Origin of the sequence: Mycobacterium sp. 852014-52144_SCH5372336 (assembly GCF_001665615.1) — a bacterium.
GTDB classification, from domain to species: Bacteria; Actinomycetota; Actinomycetes; order Mycobacteriales; family Mycobacteriaceae; genus Mycobacterium; species Mycobacterium neumannii_A.
The window spans coordinates 62,230-87,725 of the sequence record NZ_LZSW01000048.1 but is presented as its reverse complement, the minus strand read 5'-3'; the positions used below and the strand labels follow the sequence as shown (position 1 = coordinate 87,725).

The window sequence follows — 25,496 nt, the reverse complement described above, 5'->3', positions numbered from 1 at the left end:
GGCGAAAATCCTACTCAGCTCGCCCGGTCAGCCGGTGTAAGCGACCTGCAGGTCCTTGACGCCGTTGATCCAGCCCGACCGAAGGCGCTGAGGCTCACCGGCTTTGGCAATTCCGGGGATCTGGTCGGCGATCTCGTTGAAGATCAGCTTGATCTCCATGCGGGCCAGGTTCGCGCCGATGCAGTAGTGGGCGCCGTTGCCCCCGAAACCGAGGTGCGGATTGGGGTCGCGCGAGATGTTGAACCGGAACGGCTGGTCGAAGACCTCTTCGTCGAAGTTGGCCGAGCTGTAGAACAGGCCCACCCGCTGGCCCTCGCGGATCGTGACACCGGCGAGTTCGGTGTCGGCCAGCGCGGTCCGCTGGAAGCAGTGCACCGGGGTGGCCCACCGCACGATCTCGTCGGCCGCGGTCGCGGGCCTGTCGCGCTTGAACAGCTCCCACTGCTCGGGATTCTCGAAGAACGCGTTCATACCGTGGGTCATCGCGTTTCGGGTCGTCTCGTTTCCGGCGACCGCCAGCAGGATCACGAAGAACGCGAACTCCACATCGTCGAGCGACTCCCCATCGAGGTCGGCCTCGATCAGCCGGGTCACGATGTCGTCGGCCGGGCACCGACGGCGCTCCTCGGCCATCGCGTAGGCGTATCCCATCAGCTCCGCATTGGCGGCGGTCGGATCGGAGTCGAAGTCGGGGTCGTCGGTGTTCATGATCGCGTTGGTCCATCCAAACAACTTCTCGCGATCGGCCTCGGGCACACCGATCAGGTCGGCGATGGCCAGCAGCGGCAGGCGCATCGCGATGTCGTCGACGAAATTGCCACTGCCCTTTTGCTTTGCCTCGGCGACGATTTCGCGTGCGGCGGTCGCCAACCGCTCCTCGAGCATGGTGATTGCGCGCGGGGTGAACAACCGCGACACGAGTTTGCGCAGCCTCGTGTGTTCGGGCGCGTCGTGGTTGATCAGCAGCGCCTTGGTGAGCTCGAGCTGATCCGAGGTGACGCCCTCGGGAAGGCGCATCACCGCCCCCTTGCGGTTGGTCGACCACAGCTCGCCGTTGCGCGAGATGGCCTTGATGTCGTCGTGGCGGCTGATCACCCAGTAGCCGCCGTCATCGAAGATCGACTCGGGCTGCTCGTTCCACCACACCGGCGCGGTCTTGCGCAGCTGGGCGAATTCGGTGACGGGGATACCGCGCAGCAGCACCTCGGGGTCGGTGAAGTCAAACCCGGGCTGGGGGTACCTCCCGCTTGCGGGGGAGCGCATCGCGCCTTGGGGACTGGCACCGTCGGGTCCGAACGGGCATGTGGCCTGCGTCATACACAAGACCATACACTGATTAGTCAAGTGTATGGCCTAACTAGCGTCGTCGACCGAACCGAGATCGAGACTGCGGTTAGGGTGAGCAATTGTGCGAGTCCTGGTAATCGGATCCGGTGCCCGTGAACATGCGTTGCTGCTGGCGTTGCAGCGTGACCCGCAGGTCGAAGACCTATCGATCGCGCCGGGCAATGCGGGTACCGCCGCGATCGCCGACCAGTACGACGTCGACATCACCTCAGGTGAGGCCGTCGCCAGGCTGGCGCAGCGGCTGGAGGTCGACCTCGTCGTCATCGGGCCGGAAGTACCGCTGGTGCTCGGCGTCGCCGATGCGGTGCGCAGCGCCGGGATCGCCTGCTTCGGGCCGAGCAAGGACGCGGCCCGCATCGAGGGTTCGAAGGCGTTCGGCAAGGAGTTGATGACGGCCTCCGGTGTGCGCACCGCCAGGAGCGAGGTCGTCGACAACCCCGCTCACCTCGACGCGGCGCTCGACCGCTTCGGCCCCGACAGCGGCGAGGCCGCATGGGTGGTCAAGGACGACGGTCTGGCCGCGGGCAAGGGTGTGGTGGTCACCGCCGATCGCGCGGCCGCCAGGGCTCATGCCGCGGGCCTGCTCGACGCCGGACATCCGGTGCTGCTCGAGTCGTACCTCGACGGCCCGGAGGTGTCGCTGTTCTGCGTCGTCGACGGCGAGACCGTGGTGCCTATGCTGCCCGCGCAGGACTTCAAACGGGTCGGCGACAACGACACCGGACCCAACACCGGCGGTATGGGGGCCTACGCGCCGCTGCCGTGGCTGCCCGAGGACATGGTCACCCACATCGTCGACGATATCGTGAAACCCGTTGCCACCGAACTGGTCAAGCGCGGTAGTTCGTTCTCGGGGTTGCTCTACGCCGGTCTGTCGATCACCTCACGAGGCCCGGCGGTGATCGAATTCAATTGCCGCTTCGGCGATCCCGAGACCCAGCCGGTGCTGGCCCTGCTGGAGACGCCGCTGGGTCAACTGCTGTACGCGGCCGCAACGGGCAGCCTCGCCGACGAGCCGCCGCTGCAGTGGCGCGACGGCGCAGCCGTGACCGTGGTGTTGGCCGCGGAGAACTACCCGTCTCGCCCGCGTGTCGGTGACGTGATCGTCGGTGCCGAGGTCGACGGTGTGCTGCACGCGGGCACGAGTCGTCGCGAGGACGGTGCCGTCGTGTCCTCGGGAGGCCGCGTGCTCTCCATCGTGGGCACCGGCGCGGATCTGTCGGCAGCGCGTGAGGCCGCCTACCAGGTGATCGAATCGATTCGGCTGCCGGGCAGCCACTTTCGCAGAGACATCGCCCTTGCCGCGGCCGAGGGGCGCATCAGCGTCTAAGACGTCAGCAGCGGGGCCATCCAGGACAACTCGGCGGGCAGCTGCGCGCTCCAGAACCCGGCATCGTGCCCACCCGGCGAGAAGCCGCCCGCGGGCGGATTCGGCAGCTGCGCGATGAACTCCTTGGTCGCCGAGTAGAACGGATCGCCGGTCCCGCAGTCGATCCGGATCGGAATCGACGCCAGCGCCGGCAGGCCCCAAACACTGTTGGCGGCATAGTCTTCCGCGCTGTCGAACGCACCGGGCGCGGCGGCTCCGGGGGACGTCCACAGCGCGGGGCTGACGGCGCAGATCGCGGCGGTGCGGGCGGGGCCGAGCCGCGCCCCGAGCAGCAGCGCCCCGTAGCCGCCCATCGACCAGCCCAGGAAGCCGACTCGTGAGGTGTCCAAACCTTGTGAGCCCAGCATCGGGATCAGCTCGTCGAGCACCATCGCCCCGGAGTCCTCACCGGAGGCCCGCTTGTGCCAGTAGCTTCCACCGCCGTCGACGGCGACGACCGCGAAGGGCGGCAGGCCCGCGGCGACCGCCTCGGCCAAGCCCTGCTCCACACCGCCGGCCATCACACCCGCTGCGTCCTGCCCCTTACCGTGCAGCGCGATGACCGGACGCAGCGGCGCGGTTTGACCGGGCGGACGGGCGATCGCCCAGTTGGTCGTATGCCCGCCCCGGGCCGCCGAGACGAAGGACCCGTCGACGTAGGTGGGTGCGGCGGGTGCGGCCGGGGCCGCGGGCGCCATCCGCAGCGCCGCCACTCCGGCGGCCGCGCCGACCCCGAGGCGCAGAAGCGAACGGCGGCTCAGTTCGGGCATGGCGGCCATGATGCCATCGCGGGTTGTCTGCCCGACAAGCGGCGGCTGGCCCGTCGCACCAGAAACACCAGCCCCGACTTCGGTTCGAAAACCTGACGATTAGGCGAAAGCGCGATGGTAGGGCCGCCCGACTGGCAGCATGCTAAAGGTGACGGCAGCGGTCACTCCCAAGGGAGAACGTCGACGCTTTGCGCTGGTCAGCGCCGCTGCCGATCTGCTGTGCGAGGGCGGCTTCGACGCGGTGCGACATCGCGCTGTGGCCCGTCGCGCCGGCCTGCCGCTGGCGTCGACGACCTACTACTTCTCGTCGCTGGACGATCTGATCGCCAGGGCCGTCGAATACGTCGGCGAGCGTGAGGCCGAGCAGTTGCGCGCCCGGGTGGCGATGCTGTCGCGGCGCCGCCGAGGCGCGGAGTCGACCGCCGACATCCTGGTGGATCTGTTGGTCGACGACGTGGCGGGGCAACGGGTCAGCGAGCAGCTGATCTCACGCTACGAGCGCTACATCGCGTGCGCGCGCCACCCGATGCTGCGCGACATCCAACGGCGAATCATGCGCCAGCGCACCGATGCCGTCATCGAGGTCATCGAGCGGTCGGGTCGCTCGGTGCGCGCCGAGTACCTCACCGCGTTGGTCAACGCGGTCGACGGTGCGGTGGTGGCGGCGCTCGTCGCCGAGGGTGACGGGCCTCGCGCAACAGCACGCGCGACGCTGATCGACGTGATAGACGTGTTGGCACCAATCGACGAGCGAGTGGCGCAGGTGTGACGTAGTAGGAGGCCGATGAGCGCTTGCGCGAAGAGCAAAGGACATCGATGAGCGCTTGCGCGAAGAGCAAAGGGCAGCGATGAGTACGCCGACCGACACGCAACCGGAACTTCGGCGGGTCATGGGTCCGGGGTTGTTGCTGCTGTTCATCGTCGGTGACATCCTCGGTACCGGTGTCTACGCGCTGACCGGTCAGGTCGCCGGGGAAGTGGGAGGGGCGGCGTGGCTGCCGTTCCTGCTCGCGTTCGCCATCGCCACCGTCACGGCGTTCTCCTATCTGGAGCTTGTCACCAAGTACCCGCAAGCCGCGGGCGCAGCGTTGTACGCGCACAAGGCATTCGGGATCCAGTTCTTCACATTCCTGGTCGCGTTCGTGGTGATGTGTTCCGGTATCACGTCGGCCTCGACCGCATCACAGGCGTTCGCGGCCAACCTGATCAAGGGGTTCGGCCTGGATTGGGGTAAGGCGGGCGTCACGCTCATCGCCCTGAGCTTCATGGCCGTCCTCGCCGCGATCAACCTGCGCGGCGTCAGTGAGAGCGTCAAACTCAACGTCGGCCTGACCATCATTGAGATCAGCGGTCTGCTGCTGGTGATCTTCGTAGGTCTGTGGGCCTTCACCCAGGCCGGCGACCACGACTTCTCACGCATCGTGATGTTCGAAAGCAGCGAGGAACGAAGCACATTCGTCGCGATCACCGCGGCGACCTCGCTTGCCTTCTTCGCAATGGTCGGGTTCGAGGACTCGGTCAACATGGCCGAGGAGACCAAAGACCCCGTCCGGATCTTCCCGAAGGTCTTGTTGACCGGCCTGAGTATCGCGGGTGTCGTGTACATCCTGGTGTCGATCATCGCGGTGGCGATGGTGCCGATCGGCGAATTGAGGGAGAGCAGCACCCCACTGGTGAGCGTGGTCGAGGCCGCCGCACCGGGCCTTCCGATCGACGAGTTGTTCCCGTTCATCACGATGTTCGCGGTTTCGAACACCGCGCTGATCAACATGCTGATGGCCAGCCGGTTGATCTACGGCATGGCACGCCAGCATGTACTGCCGCCGGTTCTGGGCTCGGTGCACCGGACCCGCCACACCCCCTGGGTGGCAATCATTTTCACCACCATCATCGCGTTCGGGCTGATCTTCTACGTCTCGGCGTTCGCGAGCAGCAAGGCGCTCTCGGTGCTCGGCGGCACCACATCGCTGCTGCTGTTGGCGGTGTTCGCGACGGTCAACGTCGCGGTGTTGGTCCTGCGTCGCGATGTCCCCGAGGATGACAGGCACTTCCGAACACCCACGGTCCTGCCCATCATCGGTTTCATCACGTCGGTGTATTTGGTGACGCCCTTGTCGGGCCGCCCGGGCACGCAGTATCTGCTGGGCGGGATCCTGGTGGTGATCGGAATCGTGCTCTTCCTCATCACGATGGTGATCAACAGGCGACTCGGCATCAAGGACGCGGGCATCAATGATCCGACTCAGCTCGCGCAGTCGCCGGACTAACCGCCCAACTGCCTGCGGATCTCGGTCAGTTCGCGCTGAGCTCGCTCGATCAGTTGTTGAACCTGCTCCAGGCGCGGTAACACGTCGCCGCCCTCGGGGTTGGCCGCCGCACGGGCCCGGGGAGCGGGCGTCAGCCCCGGCGGTAGTGCGGGCGTGACGATGTAGCCGCCATCGCGGTCGCCGTAGATCGTGACGTCCTCGCGCCGCCGCTCGAAGTACAGCGCGACGTACGCGCAGAGCACCGCGTCGACGGGATCCTCACAAGCGTTCAGCTGGAAGGCTCGATCGCTGGCCTCGATCCGTTTGCGAAGTTCGAGCCAGGCGGGGCTGCTGCGCACGCGAAGCCGCGGTGTCGCGTCGTTCAACCCCTCGATCAGCCCCACCATTCTCAGCAGCTCGTCCTTGCGCTTGGCGACATCCTTGGCGCGCCGCTTGTACTTGAGCGTCTTACCGAGTTTGAACAGCGAGATCGTCGCCGCGTGCGGATAGACCTCGATCGCGCGCCGGTCGCCGCGCGACAGCGGGTCGGGATCCAGGCCCAATCGTCGGCAGAGCACCTCGGCGCGGGGTGGATCGAAGAGACGGTTGCCCGTGTTCGCGGGCTGGGCGGTCGCCTCGAACGGTGCGAAGTCCCGGTTGTAGAGCGTCTCGCCGAGCCGATACCCGCTGGGGTTGTTGACGATGAGCGGCGCGTCGATGCCCACGACGCATGGGCCATCGACAAACGGCGCGAGGGCCGCCTCGATGTCGTCGTCGCTGACCGCCGCGCCCACCTGCACGAGCCGTCCGTCGTCGTCGAGGACTGCCACCCCGGATTGATTTCCCTCCGCCCACGCGAGATCGAGCCCAACGAAGTACATGGGACCAGCCTGCACTACCCGGGTCGTAAGCTGAGTGTTTGTGACGATCCCCAACGTGCTGGCCAACCGGTACGCCAGCGAGGACATGGTGGCGATCTGGTCTCCGGAAGCCAAGGTCGTCGCGGAGCGCCGGCTGTGGCTGGCGGTGCTTCGCGCCCAGGCCGAACTGGGCGTCGATGTGCCCTCCGGCGTGGTCGACGACTACGAGCGGGTGCTCGAACAGGTCGACCTCGGATCGATCGCCGCCCGCGAGCGCGTGCTGCGCCACGACGTCAAGGCGCGCATCGAGGAGTTCAACGCGCTGGCCGGCCACGAGCACGTGCACAAGGGCATGACGAGTCGCGACTTGACCGAGAACGTCGAGCAGCTCCAGATTCGGCGCTCGCTGGAACTGGTGCACTCCCACGGAGTGGCGGTGGTGGCCCGGCTGGCCGAGCGCGCCGTGCTTTATCGTGACCTGGTGATGGCCGGCCGCAGCCACAACGTCGCGGCACAGGCCACCACACTGGGCAAGCGGTTCGCCTCGGCGGCCGAGGAGTTGCTGATCGCGCTGCAGCGCCTGCGCTCGTTGATCGACCGCTACCCGTTGCGCGGGGTGAAGGGTCCGATGGGCACCGCCCAGGACATGCTCGACCTGTTCGGTGGTGACGCCTCGCGGCTGGCCGAGCTCGAGCGGCGCGTCGCCGAATTCCTGGGTTTCACCGAGATTTTCACCAGTGTCGGGCAGGTGTACCCGCGCTCACTAGACCACGACGTCGTCTCCGCGCTGGTGCAGGTGGGCGCAGGACCGTCGTCGCTGGCGCAGACCATTCGGCTGATGGCCGGCCACGAACTGGTGACCGAGGGCTTTGCGCCCGGGCAGGTGGGGTCGTCGGCGATGCCGCACAAGATGAACACGCGTTCGTGTGAACGGGTCAACGGGATGCAGGTGGTGCTGCGCGGCTACGGCTCCATGGCCGCCGAACTGGCTGGCGCGCAATGGAATGAGGGCGACGTGTTCTGCTCGGTGGTGCGCCGCGTGGCGCTGCCGGATGCGTTCTTCGCCGTCGATGGACAGATCGAGACGTTCCTGACGGTGCTCGACGAGTTCGGCGCCTATCCCGCGGTGATTCAGCGCGAACTGGATCGCTACCTGCCGTTCCTGGCGACGACGCGGATCCTCATCGCCGCGGTCCGTGCCGGGGTGGGCCGCGAAACCGCGCACGAGGTCATCAAGGAGCACGCCGTCGCGGTGGCGTTGGCCATGCGGGAGAAGGGTCGAGAACCCGATCTGCTGGATCGGTTGGCGGCCGATTCGCGGCTGCCGCTGGACCGGCCGGCGCTCGACGCGGCGCTGGCCGACAAGCAGGCGTTCACCGGTGCGGCAGGCGATCAGGTGGACCGCGTGGTTGCGGCGGTCGACGAGTTGGTGAGCCGCTATCCCGAAGCGGCCAAGTACACTTCGGGTGCCATCTTGTGACACTGGGCGGGATCGATTTCACCGATCTGGACAACTTCGCGAACGGTTTTCCACACGAGCTGTTCGCGTTGCATCGGCGCGAGGCCCCGGTGTACTGGCACGAGCCGACCGAGCACACGCCCGACGGCGAGGGATTCTGGTCCGTGGCCACCTATGCCGAAACGCTTGCGGTGTTTCGTGATCCGCAGACCTTCTCGTCGGTGACCGGCGGCTCCCGGCCCTACGGCGGCACGCTGCTGCAGGATCTGGCGATCGCCGGTCAGGTGCTCAACATGATGGACGACCCGCGGCATTCGCAGATCCGGCGGCTGGTCAGCTCCGGCCTGACGCCGCGGATGATCCGCAGGGTCGAAGACGATCTTCGTTCGCGGGCGCGACGCCTGCTGGATTGCGTCTCGCCTGGCGAGCCGTTTGACTTCCTGGTCGACGTGGCGGCCGAGTTGCCGATGCAGATGATCTGCATCCTGCTGGGAGTTCCGGAGTCTGAACGACATTGGCTGTTTCACGCCATCGAGCCGCAGTTCGACTTCGGAGGATCACGAAAAGCGTCTGTCGGCCAGTTGACCGCCGAAGAAGCGGGTTCGCGGATGTACACCTACGGACAGGAGTTGATCGCCGCCAAGCGCGCCTCGCCGACCGACGACATGTTGTCAGTGGTCGCGAACGCGTGCCTGGACGGCGCCGAGGACGACGGTGCGCTGGCTTCGGCCTCCCTTTCGGAAATAGAGCTTTACCTGTTCTTCAGCCTGTTGTTCAGTGCGGGTGCCGAGACGACACGCAACGCGGTGGCGGGCGGCCTGCTGGCGTTGATCGAGAACCCCAACTCGCTGACCGCGCTGCGCGGCGACTTCGCGTTGCTGGGTTCGGCGGTCGAGGAGATGGTGCGCTGGTCGTCGCCCTCACCGTCCAAGCGGCGCACCGCAACTCGCGACGTGACGTTGGGGGGATGCGAGATCGAGGCCGGGCAGAAGGTCCAGATCTGGGAGGGTTCGGCCAATCGCGACGATGCGGTGTTCACCGAACCCGACGTGTTCAACATCGCGCGTCAGCCCAATCCGCACCTGGGCTTCGGCCAGGGTGTGCACTACTGTCTGGGCGCGAACCTGGCGCGGCTCGAGCTACGTGTGTTGTTCGAAGAGTTGCTGACCCGCTTCTCCGAAGCCCGTCTGGTCAAACCCGTCGAATGGACGCGGAGCAATCGGCACACCGGTATCCGCCATCTGGTAGTCGAGCTGCGGTGAGCGGCTGGCGGTGAGGCCCGACGCGTTCGCGTTCGTGATGGCGACCGGTATCGTCTCCATCGCCGCGGTCGACCACGGTTTGACGTACGTCAGTGGCGCTCTGGCCGTGCTGGCTGTCCTTGCGTTGCTGGTTCTCGTTGCTGCAGCTGTGGTTTCGTGGCTTCGGCGGCCGCCCGATTTGTCTGACCTCGATGTGACAATCGGCTTGTTCACGTTCGTGGCGGCGTGTGCGGTGCTCGACAGCCGGTTGATGGCGAACTCGGCGATCATGTGGGCTCTGGCCGTACCTGCCGCGCTGGTGTGGTCGGTGTTGATCGTCCTGACAGCGCGCAACTTCGCGAGTCGGTCCTGGACGGAACTGCAGGGGCGGGCACGCGGGGCGTGGGAACTGTGCAGCGTCGGCTCGTCCGGTTTGGCGATCGTCGCGGTCGCCCTTGCGCACGACACGGGGTGGCATGCCTTACTGCTGATCGCCGTCGCGATATGGATCGTTGCCCTCGCGATTTACGGGGTCATGACCGCGCTGATCCTGGCGCGTGCGTTCGCTGCGCGTCTGGATCCCGGTGGGTTCGAGCCCGACGCGTGGATACTGATGGGTGGGCTCGCGATCGCGACGTTGGCCGGCGACCATATCCATCGCGCAGGCATCGACGCCGTTCTTGGGGTGACCGTCGCGACGTGGTGTCTGGCGTCGGCATGGATTCCGCCGCTCGTGTACTTCGCTGTGCGGCACCTCGGACGGCCGGATGCCCGGCGGTTCGCCGGCGTGTGGTGGGCGATGGTCTTCCCGCTGGGCATGTACTCGGCGGCCTGCCACGCCATGGCGGTAGAGACCGGATGGCATGGCCTGCCGACGATTTCGCTAGTGTTCTTCTGGATAGCGTTTGCTGCGTGGATCGCTGTCTCGATCACCGGAGTGCTGCGAGTGAGCGCGCGGTTCCGCCACCTACCCTCGGGGCATGGACATCGATGACGCGAACGTGCGGATTTCTGACGCCGACCGCGATCATGTGAGGCAACTGCTCGAACGGGCAGTCGGCCAAGGCATGCTCACGCTCGATGAGTTCAGCGAGCGGATCGACGCCGTGCTTGCCGCGCGGACCCGCGGCGAGCTGCGCAAGGTGATCGCCGACCTGCCCTTCACGGATGCGATGCAGCCCGTTGCGGTCGGCGGCGAACAGCTGCGCGGTCGGATGTCGTCGATCTCGCGACGCGGACCGTGGACGGTACCTGCGCGCATCGACCTCAACACCCGGATGTGCGACACCACGCTCGACTTCACCGCCGCGACGTTACAGAGCCCGACCGTCGTCCTGGACATCGACGACTACCTCAGCTCGACGGAGTTGATCCTGCCCGACGGCGCCACGGCCGACCTCAACGGTGTCGAAACATTCGCAGGCAGCACCACTCTCAAGGTGCCGTACGGCCCGCCCTCGCAGAGGCTGCATCTCGTGGCGCGCGGCCGGGTGCGATTCGGGTCGGTGACTGCGCGCTATCCGTTCGGTCACACGTTACGGCGCATGTTGGGATGAGGGGTGTTGACCGGTCGCGGCGCCCACCTCGGCGATCACCCGCTCGGGATACGCCGTCAAGTCAAGCCAGGTGAAACGCAACACTTTCCAGTTCAACAGCGCGATCACGTTCTGCCGGTTGCGGTCGATCTGGAATGCCTCGCTGTCGGTGTGGAACGCCCAACCGTCAACCTCGATCGCCACCTTCGCTCGGGTGAATGCGACGTCAACCTTGTAGCCACCGACGGGATGGTTCGTCTTCCAGCCGGTGAATCCGGCGTCGCGCAGGAGCTTCACGAAAAGTCGTTCGGCTTCGGAACGCGCACCGTCTTCGGCCGCACGAAGCAGTCGCCGTGCGGCCGGTGAACCGTGTCTGCCCTTGTTGCGCAGATGCGCGCGCCATAGTTGGGCGAGCTCGAGATGACGGTGGAGGGCGGCGTCCATCAGTTTCGGTCCGCCGCCGCGTCGGACCGCGGCTTCGATCACGGTCAGCGGCATGGCGGTGACCCGCAGCCCGGCCCGCTCGACGACGTCACGGGGTGACAGATCGCGCCGCCGCAGCCGGGCGCCGGGTCTCGGTCGGTAGTTGCTCACCCGCGGAACCGTGATCTCGACTTTGTCCGGGGCGAACCGGGTGATCCCGTGCCACCATGCCGCCGCCAATCCGCTGGCTGTCGCTCGCGGACCGAGAGACCACACCGCAGCCCTGATGCGTGCGGAGTCGGTGAAGGCTCGGTCATTGGCGAAGAACACCCCGGGCGAACACCGAAGCCAATGGCCCGATCGCACACGCCGATTTACCGCGTGCCTGCTGAGGCCGCACTGTCGAGCCTGCGCCAGCGTGATCACACCGTCGTGCTGCCGAAGATGGTCGTCGAGCATGTTCCAGTTCGACGCGTCGGCGCCTCCGGACGGTTCCCTCGGGGCGATTTGTGCACATCCGGGAGCGGTGAGCGCTCCTCGATGTGCACAAATCGCGGCGGCGGAGCCAGTTAGAGGTGGCGGGCGACTCCTGACGAGCGCAACTCCAGCGCCGCGAGTCCGCGGATCGCGTCGGCATCGTGCAGGCGCCACGCCTCGACGGGATCGGCGTGCACGGCGACCAGCTTGGCCAGCGGCCGGTTCGCGAGCGCTCGCAACGCCAACAGCTGCTCACCAGCGGGGGTGCGGGCCAGCGTGATCGCGGTCCACTTACGGCGGAAGAAGCGCAGCCGAAGGTACAGCCACGGCATCGCGACGAACAGGATCGGCGGTGCGGCCACCGCAAGCGCCAGTACCCACGCCAACCACGACGCCGTGGTGTCGAGGCTGTGACCCGCGCCTGCGATGTCGAGTGCTGCCTCACTGGCCGCGCGCAACGGCTTGCTGAGCGCGTCGCCGATCAGCGGGAAGTCGTCGGTGCGCTCGCCGGCCGCGTCCAGGTTGTCGGCGACACCGTTGGCGCCGGTCTCGACCTGGCGGCCCACCGCCGCGATCGTAGAGACCGCCGAATGCACAGCCATGCCGACCAGCACCCACACCGTGGTCCAGGCGACCACCACGAAGTCACTGACGAGCTGGGCCAAGATCCGCGTCGGCGTGGTGGCATAGGGGATAAACCGCGAAGTCATGGAACTAGATGCTGCCCGATAGGCTGGCCCGATGCGCCCCGCTCTGTCCGACTACCAACATCTGGCCAGCGGCAAGGTTCGCGAACTGTATCGCGTGGACGGCGAGACGCTGCTCTTTGTGGCCAGCGACCGCATCTCCGCCTACGACTACGTCCTCGACTCGCAGATCCCCGACAAGGGCCGCATCCTGACGGCGATGAGCGTGTTCTTCTTCGACCTGTTGAGCCGGACCGCAGGCACGCCCAATCACCTCGCCGGTCCACCCGACGACGAGCGCATCCCCGCCGACGTGCTCGGCCGCGCGCTGGTCGTACAGGAGCTCGAGATGTTGCCGGTGGAGGCGGTGGCCCGCGGCTACCTCACCGGCTCGGGGCTGATCGACTATCAGAAGACGGGCGCGGTATGCGGTATTCCGCTTCCCGCCGGGCTGGTCGAGGCCAGCAGGTTCGACGAGCCGCTGTTCACCCCCGCGACCAAAGCCGAACTGGGCCAACACGATGAGAACATCTCGTTCGACGACGTGGTCAAGCTGATCGGTGAGCAGCGGGCCGAACAACTGCGCGATCGGACACTGGAGACTTACCGCCGCGGCGCCGAGCATGCTCTGACCACGGGAATCATCGTCGCCGACACCAAATTCGAGTTCGGCGTGGACGAGGACGGCGAACTGCGACTGGCCGACGAGGTGTTCACCCCCGACTCGAGCAGGTACTGGCGGGCCGACGATTGGAAAGAAGGCGTCGTGCAGAACAGCTTCGACAAGCAGTTCGTCCGCAACTGGCTCACCTCTGAAGAGTCGGGATGGGACCGCGGCGGCGATACCCCTCCGCCACCACTGCCGCCGGACGTCGTCGGATCCACTCGCGCCCGCTACATCGAAGCCTACGAACGCATTTCGGGTCTGAAGTTCGACGACTGGATCGGTGCATGAGCGACGCTTGCGGAGCGAATCAACAGATGATGAAGCCGCCGGTGGCCAAGCGCGTCGACACCCGGCGTGAGCATCACGGCGACGTGTTCCTCGATCCCTACGAGTGGCTGCGCGACAAGACCAGCCCCGAGGTGATCGCGCATCTGGAGGCCGAGAACGCCTACACCGAGCATGTCACCGAGCACCTTGCGTCTCTGCGACAGGCCATCTTCGACGAGATCAAGGCTCGCACCAAGGAGACCGACCTCTCTGTACCGACCAGGCGCGACGCGTGGTGGTACTACGGCCGCAGCTTCGAGGGCAAGCAGTACAGTGTGCACTGCCGTTGCCCTGTCGCCGATCTCGACGACTGGACGCCCCCGGTGCTCGACGAGAACACCGAGATCCCCGGCGAACAGGTCCTGCTGGACGAGAACGTCGAGGCCGAAGGCCACGAGTTCTTCTCGCTCGGCGCCGCCTCGGTCAGCTTGGACGGCAACATCCTCGCCTTCTCGGTCGACCTCAAAGGTGACGAGCGGTACACGCTGCGGTTCAAGGACTTACGCACCGGTGAACTATACGAGGACACCATCGCCGGTATCGGTCCGGGCGCGACGTGGGCGGCCGACAACCGCACGCTCTACTACTCGACCCTCGACGAGGCGTGGCGCCCGGACACCATCTGGCGACACCGCCTCGGCTCGGGCCAGCCCGCGCAGAAGGTCTACAACGAACCCGACGAACGGTACTGGCTCGGCGTCGGGCGCACCCGCAGCGACAAGTACGTCATCATCGCCGCCGGCAGCGCCGTCACCTCCGAGGTGCGCTACGCGGACGCGACCGACCCGGACGCCGAATTCACGATCGTCTGGCCGCGCCGCGACTTCGTCGAGTACTCCGTCGAGCACGCCGTCGTGGGCGGCGAGGACCGGTTTCTCATCCTGCACAACGACGGTGCCGAGAACTTCACCCTGGTCGAGGTGCCAGTCGGCGACCCCACTGCGGTGCGTACCCTGATCGAACACCGCGCCGACGTCCGCCTCGATTCGGTCGACGCTTTCGAAAAGCACCTCGTCGTCAGCTACCGCAGTGAGGCGCTGCCGAGGATCCAGCTCTGGCCCCTCCATCCCGGCGGCGAATACGGCAGTCCCGAAGACTTCACCTTCGAATCCGAGCTGACGTCGGCGGGACTGAGCGCCAACCCCAACTGGAGCGCACCCAAACTACGCATCGGCTCCACCTCCTACACCACCCCGGTGCGCATCTACGACGTCGACCTGGCCACCGGCGAACGGACGCTGCTACGCGAACAGCCCGTGCTCGGCGACTACCGGCCCGAAGACTATGTGGAGCGGCGTGATTGGGCGACCGCGCCGGACGGTGTGCGGATACCGATCTCGATCGTGCACAAGATCGGCTTGCAGTATCCGGCGCCCACGCTGCTGTACGGCTACGGCGCCTACGAGGCCTGCGAAGATCCGCGGTTCTCCATCGCGCGACTGTCGTTGCTCGACCGTGGAATGGTGTTCGCGGTCGCGCACGTCCGGGGCGGCGGCGAACTCGGCCGGCCATGGTATGAGCACGGCAAGATGCTCGAGAAGAAGAACAGCTTCACCGATTTCATCGCCGCCGCACAGCATCTCGTGCACACCGACGTCACCCGGCCGGAGAACCTCGTGGCCTACGGGGGCAGCGCGGGCGGTCTGCTCGTCGGCGCCGTTGCCAACATGGCTCCGGAGCTGTTCGCGGGCGTCCTCGCGGTGGTGCCGTTCGTCGACCCGCTCACCACGATCCTCGACCCGTCGCTACCGCTGACGGTCACCGAGTGGGACGAGTGGGGAAACCCGTTGGAGAGCAAGGACGTCTACGAGTACATGAAGTCCTACTCGCCCTACGAGAACGTCGAGGCGAGGAATTACCCGCGCATACTTGCCATGACGTCGCTCAACGACACCCGGGTGTACTACGTCGAACCGGCGAAATGGGTGGCCGCGCTTCGCCATGCCAAGACCGACAGTCATCCCGTACTGCTGAAGACGGAGATGAATGCCGGCCACGGCGGTATCAGCGGGCGATACGAACGCTGGAAGGAAACCGCATTCCAGTACGCCTGGCTACTGGACGCTGCCCAGGCCGATCACGAGCGCCGCCCCTAGAAACACGATCTGCTCGGCGGTGCGCAGGTCCAGCCGGGTCGTCATCGACTTCGGCGGGTCGGGCATCCGTGCCGCGTAGACGTTGGCCGGGAACATCGCGATCATCAGCACGAAAAGGCCGACCGCTGCGGTGGCGCGGGTGGGCGGATAGAGCAGACCCACCGCGCCGACGAGTTCGAGCACACCGGTGACGGTGACCAGCAGCGCCGGGGCGGGTAGTCGTGGCGGAACGATTGCGATCATGTCGCGGCGCAGCGGGTTGACGAAGTGCGCGACGCCGGTGAGCGCGAACATCGCGGCCAGTCCGACGGCGATCGCCGACGGCCAGCTGTCGACGTAGTCCACGCCCGACAAGCCGACCAGGCGGGCACCGAGCGTCCCGACTATCAGCGTGACCAGTACAGCCATGACGAACTCCAATCTTGACAGTGACTAGTTGCCAAGGTAGGCACCAATCTAGCCAGTGTCAAGATTTCGGCTATGATGGCCGCATGAGCAGGGCGTCCTATCACCACGGCGATCTGAAGGCCGTCATCCTCGCCGAGGCGGCGAGCCTGGTCGCCCAGCGCGGCGCCGACGGAATCTCGCTGCGTGAGCTCGCACGGGTCGCGGGGGTGTCGCATGCCGCGCCCGCACACCACTTCACCGACCGGCGCGGGCTGTTCACCGCGCTGGCCGCGCAGGGCTGGCGCAAGCTGGCCGTTGCGCTCGGCGAGGCAAAGCCGGAATTCATCGATGCCGCACTGGCATACGTGCGGTTCGCACTCGACCATCCCGGGCACTACGCGGTGATGTTCGACCGCTCGCTCGTCGACCCGGGCGACGCGGAGTTGAAATCGGCCCGGGATGCGGCGGGTGCGCAACTGAGGCAGGGTGTCGGCACCCTCGACGATCCGCGCGCCGCAGAGGACCCTCAGGCGGCGGCGCTCGCGGCCTGGTCACTGGTACACGGCTTTTCGCTGTTGTGGCTCAACAAGGCGATCGACGCCGACGGTGATCCGGTGGCCACCGTGCACCGGGTCGCGGGCATGCTGTTCGAGACCGGGTAACGTGCGGGCATGCCCCAGACTCCGCTGACCGACATCGCTGTGACCACCCTCGACGGCCGCGACACCACGCTCGGCGAACTGGCCGACGGCGCCGCGCTGGTGGTCAACGTCGCCTCCAAATGCGGTCTGACTCCGCAGTACACCGCGCTCGAACAGTTGGCCAAGGACTACCGCGACCGCGGGCTGACCGTGATCGGCGTGCCGTGCAACCAGTTCATGGGCCAGGAGCCCGGTTCGGCCGAGGAAATTCAGCAGTTCTGCTCGACGACGTACGGCGTGACGTTCCCCTTGCTGGCCAAGACCGACGTCAACGGCGCCGACCGGCACCCGCTGTACGCCGAGTTGACCAAGACGCCCGACGACAGCGGTGAGGCCGGCGACATCCAGTGGAACTTCGAGAAGTTCCTGCTCGCACCGGGCGGAACGGTCGTCAAGCGGTTCCGGCCGCGCACCGAACCCGACGCCCCCGAGGTGATCGCGGCCATCGAGGGCGTCCTGCCGCAATAGCGTTCGATGGCCACCTGCCGTCAGCGTGTTGTAAACCGTTGCGACACCTGAGGTTGCCACACTGACGGCGTGGCAGGACAGCTGATCGTCTCCCTCTCCGGCATCACCGAGCGCACGATGCCCGACGTCGCAGACTTCTGCGCGCAGCTCGACGCCCGGGGTGTGCCGGTTTCGTTGCTGGTGGCGCCGAGGATCGAGGGCGGCTATCGGCTCGAGGAAGACGGCGCCGCCGTCGAGTGGCTCGCCGCCCGGCGGGACTGCGGTGACGCCATCGTGTTACACGGCTTCGACGAAGCCGCGACCAAGAAGCGCCGCGGCGAGTTCGCGACGCTGCCCGCACACGAGGCCGGCCTGCGGCTGATGGCCGCCGACCGCGTGATGGAGCACATGGATTTGCGTACCCGGCTGTTCGCGGCGCCGGGATGGGCCGTATCCGATGGCACCGCACTGATGTTGCCACGCAGGGGCTTTCGTCTTCTCGCCGGACTGACCGACATCACCGATTTGGTCCGCGGAGCGGCTGTGCGGTCGCGCGTGCTCGGTGTCGGTGAAGGCTTCCTGCGCGAACCGTGGTGGTGCCGCACGCTGGTGCTGTCGGCCGAGCGGACGGCCCGGCGAGGCGGAATCGTACGAGTCGCCGTCGCCGCCCGCCACTTGCGCAGGCCGGGCATCAGACACGCGATGCTCGACGCCGTCGACCTCGCACTCATGCACCGATGCGTGCCCGATGTCTACAAGTGGTGTCCGGACGCCGCAATGACCGCCGCCGCTTAGCACCCGCCCGCTAACGTGGCGGCCATGGCAGATGCTGACGTCATCGTCGTCGGAGCCGGGCTGGCGGGTCTGGTGGCGGCCTGCGAGTTGGTCGAGCGCGGCCGGCGCGTACTGATCGTCGACCAGGAGAACGCCAACAACATCGGCGGCCAGGCGTACTGGTCGTTCGGCGGGCTGTTCTTCGTCGACAGCCCGGAGCAGCGGCGGCTGGGTATCCGCGACAGCCACGAGCTGGCGCTTCAAGACTGGCTCGGCTCGGCGGGCTTCGACCGGCCGGAGGACCACTGGCCGCGCCAATGGGCGTACGCCTACGTCGATTTCGCCGCCGGCGAGAAGCGCGGCTGGCTGCGTGAACGCGGCCTGCAGACGTTCCCGCTCGTCGGGTGGGCCGAGCGCGGCGGATATGACGCGCGCGGACACGGCAACTCGGTGCCGCGATTCCACATCACCTGGGGCACCGGCCCCGCGATCGTCGACATCTTCGCTCGCCGGCTGACCGGGCGGGTCCGGTACGCGCACCGGCACAAGGTCGACGAGCTCATCGTCTCCAACGGTGCCGTCGTCGGCGTACGCGGAACGGTGCTCGAACCCTCCGACGCGGTGCGCGGCGTGGCCACCTCGCGAGAACCGGTCGGACAGTTCGAATTTCGCGCCCAGGCGGTGATCGTCGCCAGTGGCGGTATCGGGGGAAACCACGACCTGGTGCGGCAGAACTGGCCCAACCGGATGGGCCGCGTGCCCGAACAGCTGCTGTCCGGTGTGCCCGCACACGTCGACGGGCGCATGATCGGTATCACCGAAGCGGCGGGGGCGCGGGTGATCAACCGTGACCGCATGTGGCACTACACCGAGGGCATCACGAATTACGACCCGATCTGGCCGCTGCACGGGATCCGCATCCTGCCCGGGCCGTCGTCACTGTGGTTGGACGCCAACGGCAACCGGCTGCCGTCGCCGTTGTATCCCGGCTTCGACACGCTCGGCACGCTCGAACACATCGCGCAGACCGGCCAGGACTACACCTGGTTCATCCTCAACGCCCGCATCATCGCCAAGGAGTTCGCGCTGTCGGGTCAGGAACAGAACCCCGACCTCACCGGTCGCAGCATCCGCGACGTGTTGGCGCGGGTCCGTGCCGGGGCGCCTGCGCCCGTGCAGGCGTTCGTCGACCGTGGTGTCGACTTCGTCAGCGCCGACTCGCTGCGCGGCCTGGTGTCGGCGATGAACGACGTCCCCGATGTGCTGCCGCTGGACTACGCGACCGTCGAGGCCGAGGTCACCGCCCGCGACCGCGAGGTGGCCAACAAATTCACCAAGGACACGCAGATCGCCTCGATCCGCGTGGCACGCAACTACCTCGGCGACCGCGTCAGCCGCGTCGTGGCACCGCACCGGTTGACCGATCCCAAGGCAGGACCGCTGATCGCGGTGAAGTTGCACATTCTCACGCGAAAGTCGTTGGGCGGATTGGAAACCGATCTCGACGCGCGCGTGCTCAAGCCCGACGGCAACGTGTTCGACGGCTTGTTCGCCGCCGGGGAGGCGGCGGGCTTCGGCGGTGGCGGGGTGCACGGTTATCGGTCGCTGGAGGGCACATTTCTCGGCGGTTGTGTGTTCTCCGGGCGTGCGGCGGGGCGCGCGGCCGCACGCGACACGGCCTGACTTCAGCAACCGCGAGTCAGAATTGCGTGCCGTCCTCGGGTTCGAGCACCTGGAAATCGGTGTCGGTCATCTCGGTGAGCCGGCTGTAGAAGATCCCGCGGGCGCTCGGATCGATGATGCCCTGATGGATGGGCACAGCATGCGTCGGCGCCACCTCGCGCAGATAATCGACCGCTTCGGAGATTTTCATCCACGGCGCGGCCGCGGGGGTGGCGAGCACGTCGACCGGTTCGCCGGGCGCGTACAGGGCGTCACCGGGATGCATGAGCCGGGCGCGATGGGTCCCGTCGTCGACGAGGTAGGAGATGTTGTCGATGACCGGCAGCTCCGGGTGGATCACCGCGTGCTTGCCGCCGACGCCCCGCACGGTCAGGTGGTCGATGGAAAGGACGTCGCCGACGTTGACCGCGCGCCAGGGGTCGCCGAGTTGCGCGGCGGTCTGCGGATCGGCGTACAAGGCGGCCTGTGGGTTGGCGTCGAGCAGGGCCGGCAGCCGCTCGGTGTCGGCGTGATCGGGATGCTGATGGGTGACCAGGATCGCCGACAGGCCGGTGATGCCCTCGAATCCGTGCGAAAAGACGCCGGGGTCGAACAGGATGGTCGCTTCGTCGCCGGAATCGCTCTTGAAACTGGCCAGTAAGCAGGAATGTCCGAAATGGGTCAATTGCATGCCTATATTGTGGCGGCGCCGGCCGTGTTCAGGGGGTAGTTGAGTCGTGCGATTGCTGCTTGCAGTGGCCCTCGCCGCGTTCGGCGTGGCGTTGACGGTCGGCCCTGTGCCCGGCCCACCCGCGCGGGCGGTCCCCGGCGTATGCCCGCCGATCTGCGATGCGATCCCGGATGTGGCATGGCCCGCCTCCAGCGCGCTGCCGCTTGCCTCGGTGTACCGGTGGCCGGGGCTGGCCGGGCTGGCGGTCACCGCCCCCGCGCCGCGGTTTCTGTTCGAGGAACTCTGCGCCAGCCCGCCCGTGCCTGCCGACCCGCGCGACTACGTCGTGGCTGCCAGGGCGCAAGTGACCAATCCGGCTGGTCAGTGGCATTTGCGGGCGCAGGTGCTGCACTGGCGCGGGGACGTCGCGCACAACGGACCCCTCACCCGCTCGGTGCTCGGCTCGGCGCAGTTGCGGCTGCGGACCTGCCAGTTGACGGCGCCTCTGGTGTCGCCGTCGATCACCACCGCCGATCCCGAGCGCCTCGCCGCGGTGATCAGTGTCTCGGGACAGAAGGTGGTGCACCAGTATCTGCTGGCCCATCCCACCAGCGGCAGCCTCGTCGAACTCGCACTGTGGTCGACGCTGCCCCTGCAGGTGCCATGGCCGCCGATGCCCGACGCGCAAGTGCTCGACGCGCTGGCCGCCCCGTTGTGCGACGCGTATCTCGGTTCGTGCCGGTGAGTCGCGCGCGACGGAACCGCCGGTACAGTTGACGCGTGGCAAGGGTGGTGGTGCACGTGATGCCCAAGGCCGAGATCCTCGACCCGCAGGGGCAGGCGATCGTCGGCGCATTGGGCCGTCTGGGCTTCAACGGCGTCTCAGATGTTCGGCAGGGCAAGCGTTTTGAGCTCGAGGTCGACGACAGCATCGACGACGACACCCTGGCCGAGATCGCGGAATCGCTGCTGGCGAACACCGTGATCGAGGACTGGTCGGTCAGCAGGGAGCAATCATGACGGCACGTGTGGGCGTCATCACATTTCCGGGCACCCTCGACGACGTCGACGCCGCGCGCGCCGTTCGGTTGGCAGGCGCCGAGCCCGTTTCGCTGTGGCATGCCGACGCCGATCTGAAGAGCGTCGACGCCGTGGTGGTGCCCGGCGGGTTCTCCTACGGGGACTATCTGCGCGCCGGAGCGATCGCGAAGTTCGCACCGGTGATGGGCGAGGTCATCCGGGCTGCCGATGGCGGCATGCCGGTTCTGGGGATCTGCAACGGTTTTCAGGTGCTGTGCGAGTCCGGCCTGTTGCCGGGCGCGTTGACCCGCAACGTCGGGCTGCACTTCGTCTGCCGCGACATCTGGTTGGAAGTGGCGTCGAACTCTTCGGCGTGGACATCGCGGTACGAGGCCGGCGCCGACGTGCTGATTCCGCTGAAGTCCGGCGAGGGCCGGTACGTGGCCAGCGACAAGGTGCTCGACGAGCTCGAGGGCGAAGGTCGCGTGGTGTTCCGGTACCGCGACAACCCCAACGGCTCACAGCGCAACATCGCAGGCATCAGCTCGGCCAACGGACGCGTCGTGGGCCTGATGCCGCATCCCGAACACGCCACCGAGGCGCTGACCGGACCGTCTGACGACGGGCTGGGCCTTTTCTACAGCGCACTCGACGGCGTCCTCAGCGCCTAGCACGCGGAGGAAGGTCACGGGGTCAGGGCCACCGAGGCCTCGGCGGTGTAGCACAGGAACGTCAGCGTCTCCTCCAGATACAGCTGCACGGTTCCCGCGTCGTGCGACAGGTAGCCGATCGACACGTCGGTGCCCAGCTGCAGGTCGAAATCGCCTCCACGCGTTGACAACACGAACGCACCGTCGATGGCGGGCGCCCAGATGATGTCGCCGTCGACCAGCCGGTTGAGGTGCTCGCGGATCGGATAGCCGTGCTGCGTGGTTTCGCTGACCTTCGTGTACACCTCTGCCGACAGCAGTACCGAATACGGCCCGTCCACACCGGAGAGCCGCAACTCGGAAAGCGCCTGGGAGATGACGTCGGGAATATCGCGCTCGTCGTCGGGCAGCGCGAGCGCAGTGTTGGAACTGCACGCCCGGATGCCTTCGATCGACGCCGCTTCATAACCCTCGAAGATCGCCCGGTCCTCGGCGAACGCCAGTTTCATGGCCGCGTCCTTGACCGGATCCCAGTCCGAGTCCCGCGAACCGCGCTCGACATCGTCGATCGCGGCGCGCGACACCGTGAACGGCACGCGCAGTCGCACCAGCGGTTTGGCCTCCCGCAGGTGCGCGACCACGCCGTCGCCCGGAGGCGTCACGTCACGCAGGTGGCCGGTGCTGATCGCTGCCTTGACGGGCCCACCCGGCTCGCTGACGTCCACCACACGACGACCGGCGATGTGGCGCTTGAACGTTCGTGTCGCCTCGAGCTCGATCTCGGCCCAGGCCTCCTCGGTGACCGGCGCAAGGTCGCGGTACAGGTTGTTCATCAGCGGGTTCCTTTCAGGCTGCCGATGGCCAGCGAGCCCTCGTATTCGGCGGAGGTGGCCACGGGCGGCGCCGGTTCGTCCTGATCGGCGCCGACCGAATTGGGCAGTGGGGGAGGATCGTCGAGGAAGTCGAGGATCGGGGTGAAGAACACGCCGCCCGTCAACGCGGTCGAGAAGTCCAGGATGCGATCGGTGTTGCCGGGCGGGTCGCCGAGGAACATGTTGTTGAGCATCTGCTCGGTGACGACCGGCGTCCGCGAATACCCGATGAAGTAGGTGCCGAACTCGCCCTTGCCGACCTGTCCGAACGGCATGTTGTGCCGCACGATCTTCAGTTCGTTGCCGTCGTCGTCGGTGATCACGTTGAGCGCGACATGGGAATCGGCCGGTTTGACCGCATCGTCGAGTTCGATGTCGTCGAGCTTGGTGCGCCCGATCACCCGCTCCTGGTCCTCCACCGACAGCGAGTTCCACGCGGCCATGTGGTGCACGTACTTCTGCACGTGCACATAACAGCCGCCCGCGAAATCGGGGTCCTCGTCGCCGATCTGGGTGGCCGAGCGCGCGAGCGGACCGTCGGGGTTCTCGGTGCCGTCGACGAAACCCATCAGGTCGCGGTTGTCGAAGAACCTGAAGCCGTGCGTCTCGTCGACGATCGCGATCGCACCGTCCATGGCATCGACCAGCTTGGTGGCCAGCTCGAAGCAGACGTCCATCGACTCCGCCCGGATATGGAACAACACGTCGCCCTCGGTGGCCGGGGCGTGGTGGCGGTCGCCGCGGATCTCGGTGAAGGGGTGCAGTTCGGCCGGTCGAGGGCCGGTGAACAGCCGGTCCCAGGCCTTCGAGCCGATCGAGGTGACCGCCGATAGCCGCTTGGCTGGGTCGCGGAAACCTATGGCCCGCACCAGCCCCGAGATATCGGGCAACGTGTCGTGCACGATTGTCTCCCCACCGTCGACGATCGTCGCCACCAGGAAGACGGCCGCAGGCGTCAACGGTTCGAGCACCGGTTGTGGCTGGATCTCGGGCACAACTGGACCCTAGCGTCATTGATCTTGATTCACCGGTAAAGATGAAGGAATGGCAGCTAGCCCCCAGAGCCTCTGCGAGTTCATCGACGCGTCGCCGTCGCCATACCACGTCTGCGAGACGGCTGCGTCGCGCCTGCGCGAGGCCGGCTTTCGCGAACTGTCCGAAGCCGACGCCTGGCCCACCCACGGCGACTTCTTCGTCGTGCGGGCCGGATCGCTGATCGCCTGGCGGACCAACGGGGGCAGCCGTAACACCCCGTTTCGGATCGTCGGCGCCCACACCGACAGCCCCAACCTTCGGGTCAAACAGCACCCTGACCGGTTCGTCGCCGGCTGGCGGGTGGTCGCGCTGCAGCCTTACGGCGGCGTGTGGCTGAACTCGTGGCTCGACCGTGATCTGGGGATCAGCGGCCGGTTGTCGGTGCGCACCGGCAGCGGACTGGTGCACCGGCTCATTCGGATCGACGAGCCGATCCTGCGGGTGCCGCAGCTGGCCATCCACCTCGCCGAGGACCGCAAGGCCGTCGAGCTGAACCCGCAGCGCCACGTCAACGCGGTGTGGGGCACAGACCCTGCAGGCCAGAAGGGACCGAGGTCCTTCCTCGATCACGTGGCCGAGCAAGCAAAGGTGGCGGCCGACGACGTGCTGGGCGCCGACCTGATGACCCATGACCTGGCCCCGTCGCGGCTCGTCGGCGCCGACCGCGACCTGGTGAGCGCCCCGCGGCTGGACAACCAGGCGACCTGCTACGCGGGGATGGAGGCGTTCCTGGCGGCCGAGCCGAGCGGATATTCGCCGGTGCTGGTGCTCTTCGACCACGAGGAGGTCGGCTCGCAGTCCGACCACGGCGCCCAGTCCGACCTGCTGTTGACCGTGCTCGAGCGCATCACGCTCAGCGCGGGCGGCGGGCGCGAGGACTTCCTGCGGCGCCTGCCCGGCTCGATGGTGGCGTCCGGCGACATGGCGCACGCCACGCACCCGAACTACCCGGAGCGCCACGAACCGGGACACCTGATCGAGGTCAATGCGGGACCGGTGCTCAAGGTGCAGCCGAACCTTCGGTACGCCACCGATGGGCGCACCGCCGCGGCGTTCGCGCTGGCGTGCGCGCAAGCCGGGGTGCCGCTGCAGCGTTACGAACACCGGGCCGACCTTCCGTGCGGGTCGACGGTGGGGCCGATGACCGCGGCGCGCACCGGCATCCCGACCGTCGACGTCGGTGCTCCGCAGCTGGCCATGCATTCCGCTCGGGAGGTGATGGGCGCCGGCGACGTCACCGCCTATGCCGCGGCGTTGACAGCGTTTCTGTCACCGCGGTGATCTAGGGTCGGCGCATGACCCTCGCCGTGTTCAACGTCACCTTCGACAGCACCGACCCAGACCGGCTCGCCGAGTGGTGGGCCCGTGCGCTGGGCGGCGAGGTAAACCCAATGGCACCAGGCTTTTTCGTGACGGTCTCGCAACCGGGCAGCGCTACCGGCCTCGGCTTCCAAAAGGTTGACGATCCCACCCCGGGTAAGAATCGTCTCCATCTCGACCTCGGCGCCGACGACATCGAGCCGGAGGTCAGGCGGCTCGTCGACCTCGGGGCCACCGAACTCGGGCGGCACAGCATGGGTGATTTCGGATGGGTGGTGCTGGCCGATCCGGACAGCAACCAGTTCTGCGTCGGCTCGGCCGACCACCCCTGATCGCACGCGCCGTAACCGGGACCGCTGAATGTTTTGCGGGTGTAAACCAGGCGCGCCCCCTAACGTCGATTTTGTGACGCGACCGGTCCGTGCGGCGACGGCGGCTCTCGCGGCCGCGCTGCT

At 67.1% G+C, this 25,496-nt stretch carries 27 protein-coding genes; 18 read left to right on the top strand and 9 right to left on the bottom strand.

The genetic code is table 11. The annotated features are described in order from the left end of the window. Positions 1 to 27: 27 nt before the first annotated feature. On the bottom strand, positions 28 to 1,317 hold the full coding sequence (locus tag A5759_RS13775; protein ID WP_369816198.1) for a cytochrome P450: 1,290 nt from the start codon (positions 1,315 to 1,317) through the stop codon (positions 28 to 30). A 91-nt stretch (positions 1,318 to 1,408) separates the two neighbouring features. On the opposite strand from A5759_RS13775, the gene purD reads away from it, so the two are divergent. Next, positions 1,409 to 2,677, top strand: a complete 1,269-nt coding sequence (gene purD / locus A5759_RS13770) for a phosphoribosylamine--glycine ligase (RefSeq protein WP_068198581.1) — start codon at positions 1,409 to 1,411, stop codon at positions 2,675 to 2,677. On the opposite strand, the gene A5759_RS13765 is transcribed toward purD, so the two are convergent. Continuing rightward, complete coding sequence (locus A5759_RS13765) at positions 2,674 to 3,498, bottom strand: alpha/beta hydrolase family protein (protein WP_197506037.1); 825 nt, start codon at positions 3,496 to 3,498, stop codon at positions 2,674 to 2,676. The genes purD and A5759_RS13765 overlap by 4 nt on opposite strands. A 127-nt stretch (positions 3,499 to 3,625) precedes the next feature. Between A5759_RS13765 and A5759_RS13760 the strand changes: the two genes are divergently transcribed. Next, positions 3,626 to 4,255, top strand: a complete 630-nt coding sequence (locus A5759_RS13760) for a TetR/AcrR family transcriptional regulator (RefSeq protein ID WP_064395196.1) — start codon at positions 3,626 to 3,628, stop codon at positions 4,253 to 4,255. Between the two features lie 79 nt (positions 4,256 to 4,334). Then, positions 4,335 to 5,753, top strand: coding sequence for an APC family permease (locus A5759_RS13755; protein WP_066844366.1), 1,419 nt, complete (start codon positions 4,335 to 4,337; stop codon positions 5,751 to 5,753). On the opposite strand, the gene A5759_RS13750 is transcribed toward A5759_RS13755, so the two are convergent. Further along, the gene (locus A5759_RS13750; protein ID WP_068198573.1) at positions 5,750 to 6,613 is read right to left on the bottom strand and encodes a DUF429 domain-containing protein; all 864 of its coding nucleotides are present in this window, start codon (positions 6,611 to 6,613) and stop codon (positions 5,750 to 5,752) included. The genes A5759_RS13755 and A5759_RS13750 overlap by 4 nt on opposite strands. A gap of 40 nt (positions 6,614 to 6,653) precedes the next feature. On the opposite strand from A5759_RS13750, the gene purB reads away from it, so the two are divergent. Genes purB through A5759_RS13730 form a run of 4 tightly spaced genes read left to right on the top strand, consistent with a single transcriptional unit; the run spans position 6,654 to position 10,848 of the window. Continuing rightward, a complete protein-coding gene (gene purB / locus A5759_RS13745; protein WP_068198570.1) occupies positions 6,654 to 8,072 on the top strand; it encodes an adenylosuccinate lyase in 1,419 nt (472 codons plus the stop codon). Then, positions 8,069 to 9,313, top strand: a complete 1,245-nt coding sequence (locus A5759_RS13740) for a cytochrome P450 (RefSeq protein ID WP_068198568.1) — start codon at positions 8,069 to 8,071, stop codon at positions 9,311 to 9,313. Before purB ends, A5759_RS13740 begins: the two co-directional genes overlap by 4 nt. Before the next feature lie 10 nt (positions 9,314 to 9,323). After that, entirely contained in the window at positions 9,324 to 10,286 is a 963-nt protein-coding gene (locus A5759_RS13735) for a tellurite resistance/C4-dicarboxylate transporter family protein (RefSeq protein WP_369816197.1), read from the top strand. Continuing rightward, the gene (locus A5759_RS13730; RefSeq protein ID WP_068198565.1) at positions 10,273 to 10,848 is read left to right on the top strand and encodes a DUF1707 domain-containing protein; all 576 of its coding nucleotides are present in this window, start codon (positions 10,273 to 10,275) and stop codon (positions 10,846 to 10,848) included. Before A5759_RS13735 ends, A5759_RS13730 begins: the two co-directional genes overlap by 14 nt. Here the strand turns inward: A5759_RS13730 and A5759_RS13725 are convergent. Then, positions 10,828 to 11,709, bottom strand: a complete 882-nt coding sequence (locus tag A5759_RS13725) for a type IV toxin-antitoxin system AbiEi family antitoxin domain-containing protein (RefSeq protein ID WP_068198561.1) — start codon at positions 11,707 to 11,709, stop codon at positions 10,828 to 10,830. The genes A5759_RS13730 and A5759_RS13725 overlap by 21 nt on opposite strands. Before the next feature lie 110 nt (positions 11,710 to 11,819). Then, positions 11,820 to 12,437: a hypothetical protein gene (locus tag A5759_RS13720; protein ID WP_064395203.1), complete on the bottom strand. Its 618-nt coding sequence runs from the start codon at positions 12,435 to 12,437 to the stop codon at positions 11,820 to 11,822. A 31-nt stretch (positions 12,438 to 12,468) separates the two neighbouring features. On the opposite strand from A5759_RS13720, the gene A5759_RS13715 reads away from it, so the two are divergent. Together A5759_RS13715 and A5759_RS13710 are read left to right on the top strand one after the other, a co-directional pair. Then, positions 12,469 to 13,368, top strand: coding sequence for a phosphoribosylaminoimidazolesuccinocarboxamide synthase (locus A5759_RS13715; RefSeq protein WP_068198557.1), 900 nt, complete (start codon positions 12,469 to 12,471; stop codon positions 13,366 to 13,368). 29 nt (positions 13,369 to 13,397) lie between these two features. Beyond that, positions 13,398 to 15,503, top strand: coding sequence for a S9 family peptidase (locus A5759_RS13710; protein WP_068198907.1), 2,106 nt, complete (start codon positions 13,398 to 13,400; stop codon positions 15,501 to 15,503). On the opposite strand, the gene A5759_RS13705 is transcribed toward A5759_RS13710, so the two are convergent. Next, positions 15,462 to 15,911, bottom strand: a complete 450-nt coding sequence (locus A5759_RS13705; protein WP_068198555.1) for a DoxX family protein — start codon at positions 15,909 to 15,911, stop codon at positions 15,462 to 15,464. The genes A5759_RS13710 and A5759_RS13705 overlap by 42 nt on opposite strands. 83 nt (positions 15,912 to 15,994) lie before the next feature. Between A5759_RS13705 and A5759_RS13700 the strand changes: the two genes are divergently transcribed. The 4 genes from A5759_RS13700 (at position 15,995) to A5759_RS13685 (ending at position 19,495) form a co-directional block, all read left to right on the top strand. Further along, a complete protein-coding gene (locus tag A5759_RS13700) occupies positions 15,995 to 16,552 on the top strand; it encodes a TetR/AcrR family transcriptional regulator (RefSeq protein WP_068198552.1) in 558 nt (185 codons plus the stop codon). A 9-nt stretch (positions 16,553 to 16,561) separates the two neighbouring features. After that, on the top strand, positions 16,562 to 17,059 hold the full coding sequence (locus tag A5759_RS13695; RefSeq protein ID WP_068198549.1) for a glutathione peroxidase: 498 nt from the start codon (positions 16,562 to 16,564) through the stop codon (positions 17,057 to 17,059). Between the two features lie 69 nt (positions 17,060 to 17,128). Further along, positions 17,129 to 17,833, top strand: a complete 705-nt coding sequence (locus A5759_RS13690) for a DUF2334 domain-containing protein (protein WP_068198547.1) — start codon at positions 17,129 to 17,131, stop codon at positions 17,831 to 17,833. 24 nt (positions 17,834 to 17,857) lie between these two features. Beyond that, on the top strand, positions 17,858 to 19,495 hold the full coding sequence (locus tag A5759_RS13685) for an FAD-binding dehydrogenase (protein ID WP_068198905.1): 1,638 nt from the start codon (positions 17,858 to 17,860) through the stop codon (positions 19,493 to 19,495). Between the two features lie 16 nt (positions 19,496 to 19,511). Here A5759_RS13685 and A5759_RS13680 read toward each other — a convergent pair whose 3' ends face one another. Beyond that, positions 19,512 to 20,165: an MBL fold metallo-hydrolase gene (locus A5759_RS13680; protein WP_068198541.1), complete on the bottom strand. Its 654-nt coding sequence runs from the start codon at positions 20,163 to 20,165 to the stop codon at positions 19,512 to 19,514. A gap of 46 nt (positions 20,166 to 20,211) precedes the next feature. Here A5759_RS13680 and A5759_RS13675 point away from each other — a divergent pair, with 46 nt between their 5' ends. Genes A5759_RS13675 through purQ form a run of 3 tightly spaced genes read left to right on the top strand, consistent with a single transcriptional unit; the run spans position 20,212 to position 21,835 of the window. Beyond that, positions 20,212 to 20,889, top strand: a complete 678-nt coding sequence (locus A5759_RS13675; protein ID WP_068198537.1) for an ATPase — start codon at positions 20,212 to 20,214, stop codon at positions 20,887 to 20,889. Positions 20,890 to 20,924: 35 nt separating this feature from the next. Beyond that, positions 20,925 to 21,164, top strand: a complete 240-nt coding sequence (gene purS / locus A5759_RS13670) for a phosphoribosylformylglycinamidine synthase subunit PurS (protein ID WP_064348053.1) — start codon at positions 20,925 to 20,927, stop codon at positions 21,162 to 21,164. Next, positions 21,161 to 21,835: a phosphoribosylformylglycinamidine synthase subunit PurQ gene (purQ, locus tag A5759_RS13665; protein WP_068198534.1), complete on the top strand. Its 675-nt coding sequence runs from the start codon at positions 21,161 to 21,163 to the stop codon at positions 21,833 to 21,835. Before purS ends, purQ begins: the two co-directional genes overlap by 4 nt. A 14-nt stretch (positions 21,836 to 21,849) precedes the next feature. On the opposite strand, the gene A5759_RS13660 is transcribed toward purQ, so the two are convergent. Further along, a complete protein-coding gene (locus A5759_RS13660; protein WP_068198529.1) occupies positions 21,850 to 22,647 on the bottom strand; it encodes a family 1 encapsulin nanocompartment shell protein in 798 nt (265 codons plus the stop codon). Further along, positions 22,647 to 23,681 (bottom strand): Dyp-type peroxidase, encoded by a 1,035-nt coding sequence (locus A5759_RS13655; RefSeq protein WP_068198525.1) that lies wholly within the window; start codon positions 23,679 to 23,681, stop codon positions 22,647 to 22,649. Before A5759_RS13655 ends, A5759_RS13660 begins: the two co-directional genes overlap by 1 nt. Positions 23,682 to 23,730: 49 nt before the next feature. Here A5759_RS13655 and A5759_RS13650 point away from each other — a divergent pair, with 49 nt between their 5' ends. Continuing rightward, a complete protein-coding gene (locus A5759_RS13650) occupies positions 23,731 to 25,002 on the top strand; it encodes a M18 family aminopeptidase (protein ID WP_068198523.1) in 1,272 nt (423 codons plus the stop codon). A 14-nt stretch (positions 25,003 to 25,016) separates the two neighbouring features. Next, positions 25,017 to 25,373, top strand: a complete 357-nt coding sequence (locus A5759_RS13645; RefSeq protein WP_068198518.1) for a VOC family protein — start codon at positions 25,017 to 25,019, stop codon at positions 25,371 to 25,373. Positions 25,374 to 25,496 lie beyond the last annotated feature (123 nt).

Excerpts from the sequence above, each read along its gene's own strand:
- A5759_RS13775 (WP_369816198.1), bottom strand. The coding sequence starts at position 1,317 with ATGACGCAGGCCACATGCCCGTTCGGACCCGACGGTGCCAGTCCCCAA.
- A5759_RS13760 (WP_064395196.1), top strand. The coding sequence starts at position 3,626 with ATGCTAAAGGTGACGGCAGCGGTCACTCCCAAGGGAGAACGTCGACGC.
- A5759_RS13755 (WP_066844366.1), top strand. The coding sequence starts at position 4,335 with ATGAGTACGCCGACCGACACGCAACCGGAACTTCGGCGGGTCATGGGT.
- A5759_RS13750 (WP_068198573.1), bottom strand. The coding sequence starts at position 6,613 with ATGTACTTCGTTGGGCTCGATCTCGCGTGGGCGGAGGGAAATCAATCC.
- A5759_RS13730 (WP_068198565.1), top strand. The coding sequence starts at position 10,273 with ATGGACATCGATGACGCGAACGTGCGGATTTCTGACGCCGACCGCGAT.
- A5759_RS13725 (WP_068198561.1), bottom strand. The coding sequence starts at position 11,709 with ATGCTCGACGACCATCTTCGGCAGCACGACGGTGTGATCACGCTGGCG.
- A5759_RS13720 (WP_064395203.1), bottom strand. The coding sequence starts at position 12,437 with ATGACTTCGCGGTTTATCCCCTATGCCACCACGCCGACGCGGATCTTG.
- A5759_RS13715 (WP_068198557.1), top strand. The coding sequence starts at position 12,469 with ATGCGCCCCGCTCTGTCCGACTACCAACATCTGGCCAGCGGCAAGGTT.
- A5759_RS13710 (WP_068198907.1), top strand. The coding sequence starts at position 13,398 with ATGAAGCCGCCGGTGGCCAAGCGCGTCGACACCCGGCGTGAGCATCAC.
- A5759_RS13705 (WP_068198555.1), bottom strand. The coding sequence starts at position 15,911 with ATGGCTGTACTGGTCACGCTGATAGTCGGGACGCTCGGTGCCCGCCTG.
- A5759_RS13700 (WP_068198552.1), top strand. The coding sequence starts at position 15,995 with ATGAGCAGGGCGTCCTATCACCACGGCGATCTGAAGGCCGTCATCCTC.
- A5759_RS13695 (WP_068198549.1), top strand. The coding sequence starts at position 16,562 with ATGCCCCAGACTCCGCTGACCGACATCGCTGTGACCACCCTCGACGGC.
- A5759_RS13685 (WP_068198905.1), top strand. The coding sequence starts at position 17,858 with ATGGCAGATGCTGACGTCATCGTCGTCGGAGCCGGGCTGGCGGGTCTG.
- A5759_RS13680 (WP_068198541.1), bottom strand. The coding sequence starts at position 20,165 with ATGCAATTGACCCATTTCGGACATTCCTGCTTACTGGCCAGTTTCAAG.
- purQ (WP_068198534.1), top strand. The coding sequence starts at position 21,161 with ATGACGGCACGTGTGGGCGTCATCACATTTCCGGGCACCCTCGACGAC.
- A5759_RS13660 (WP_068198529.1), bottom strand. The coding sequence starts at position 22,647 with ATGAACAACCTGTACCGCGACCTTGCGCCGGTCACCGAGGAGGCCTGG.
- A5759_RS13650 (WP_068198523.1), top strand. The coding sequence starts at position 23,731 with ATGGCAGCTAGCCCCCAGAGCCTCTGCGAGTTCATCGACGCGTCGCCG.
- A5759_RS13645 (WP_068198518.1), top strand. The coding sequence starts at position 25,017 with ATGACCCTCGCCGTGTTCAACGTCACCTTCGACAGCACCGACCCAGAC.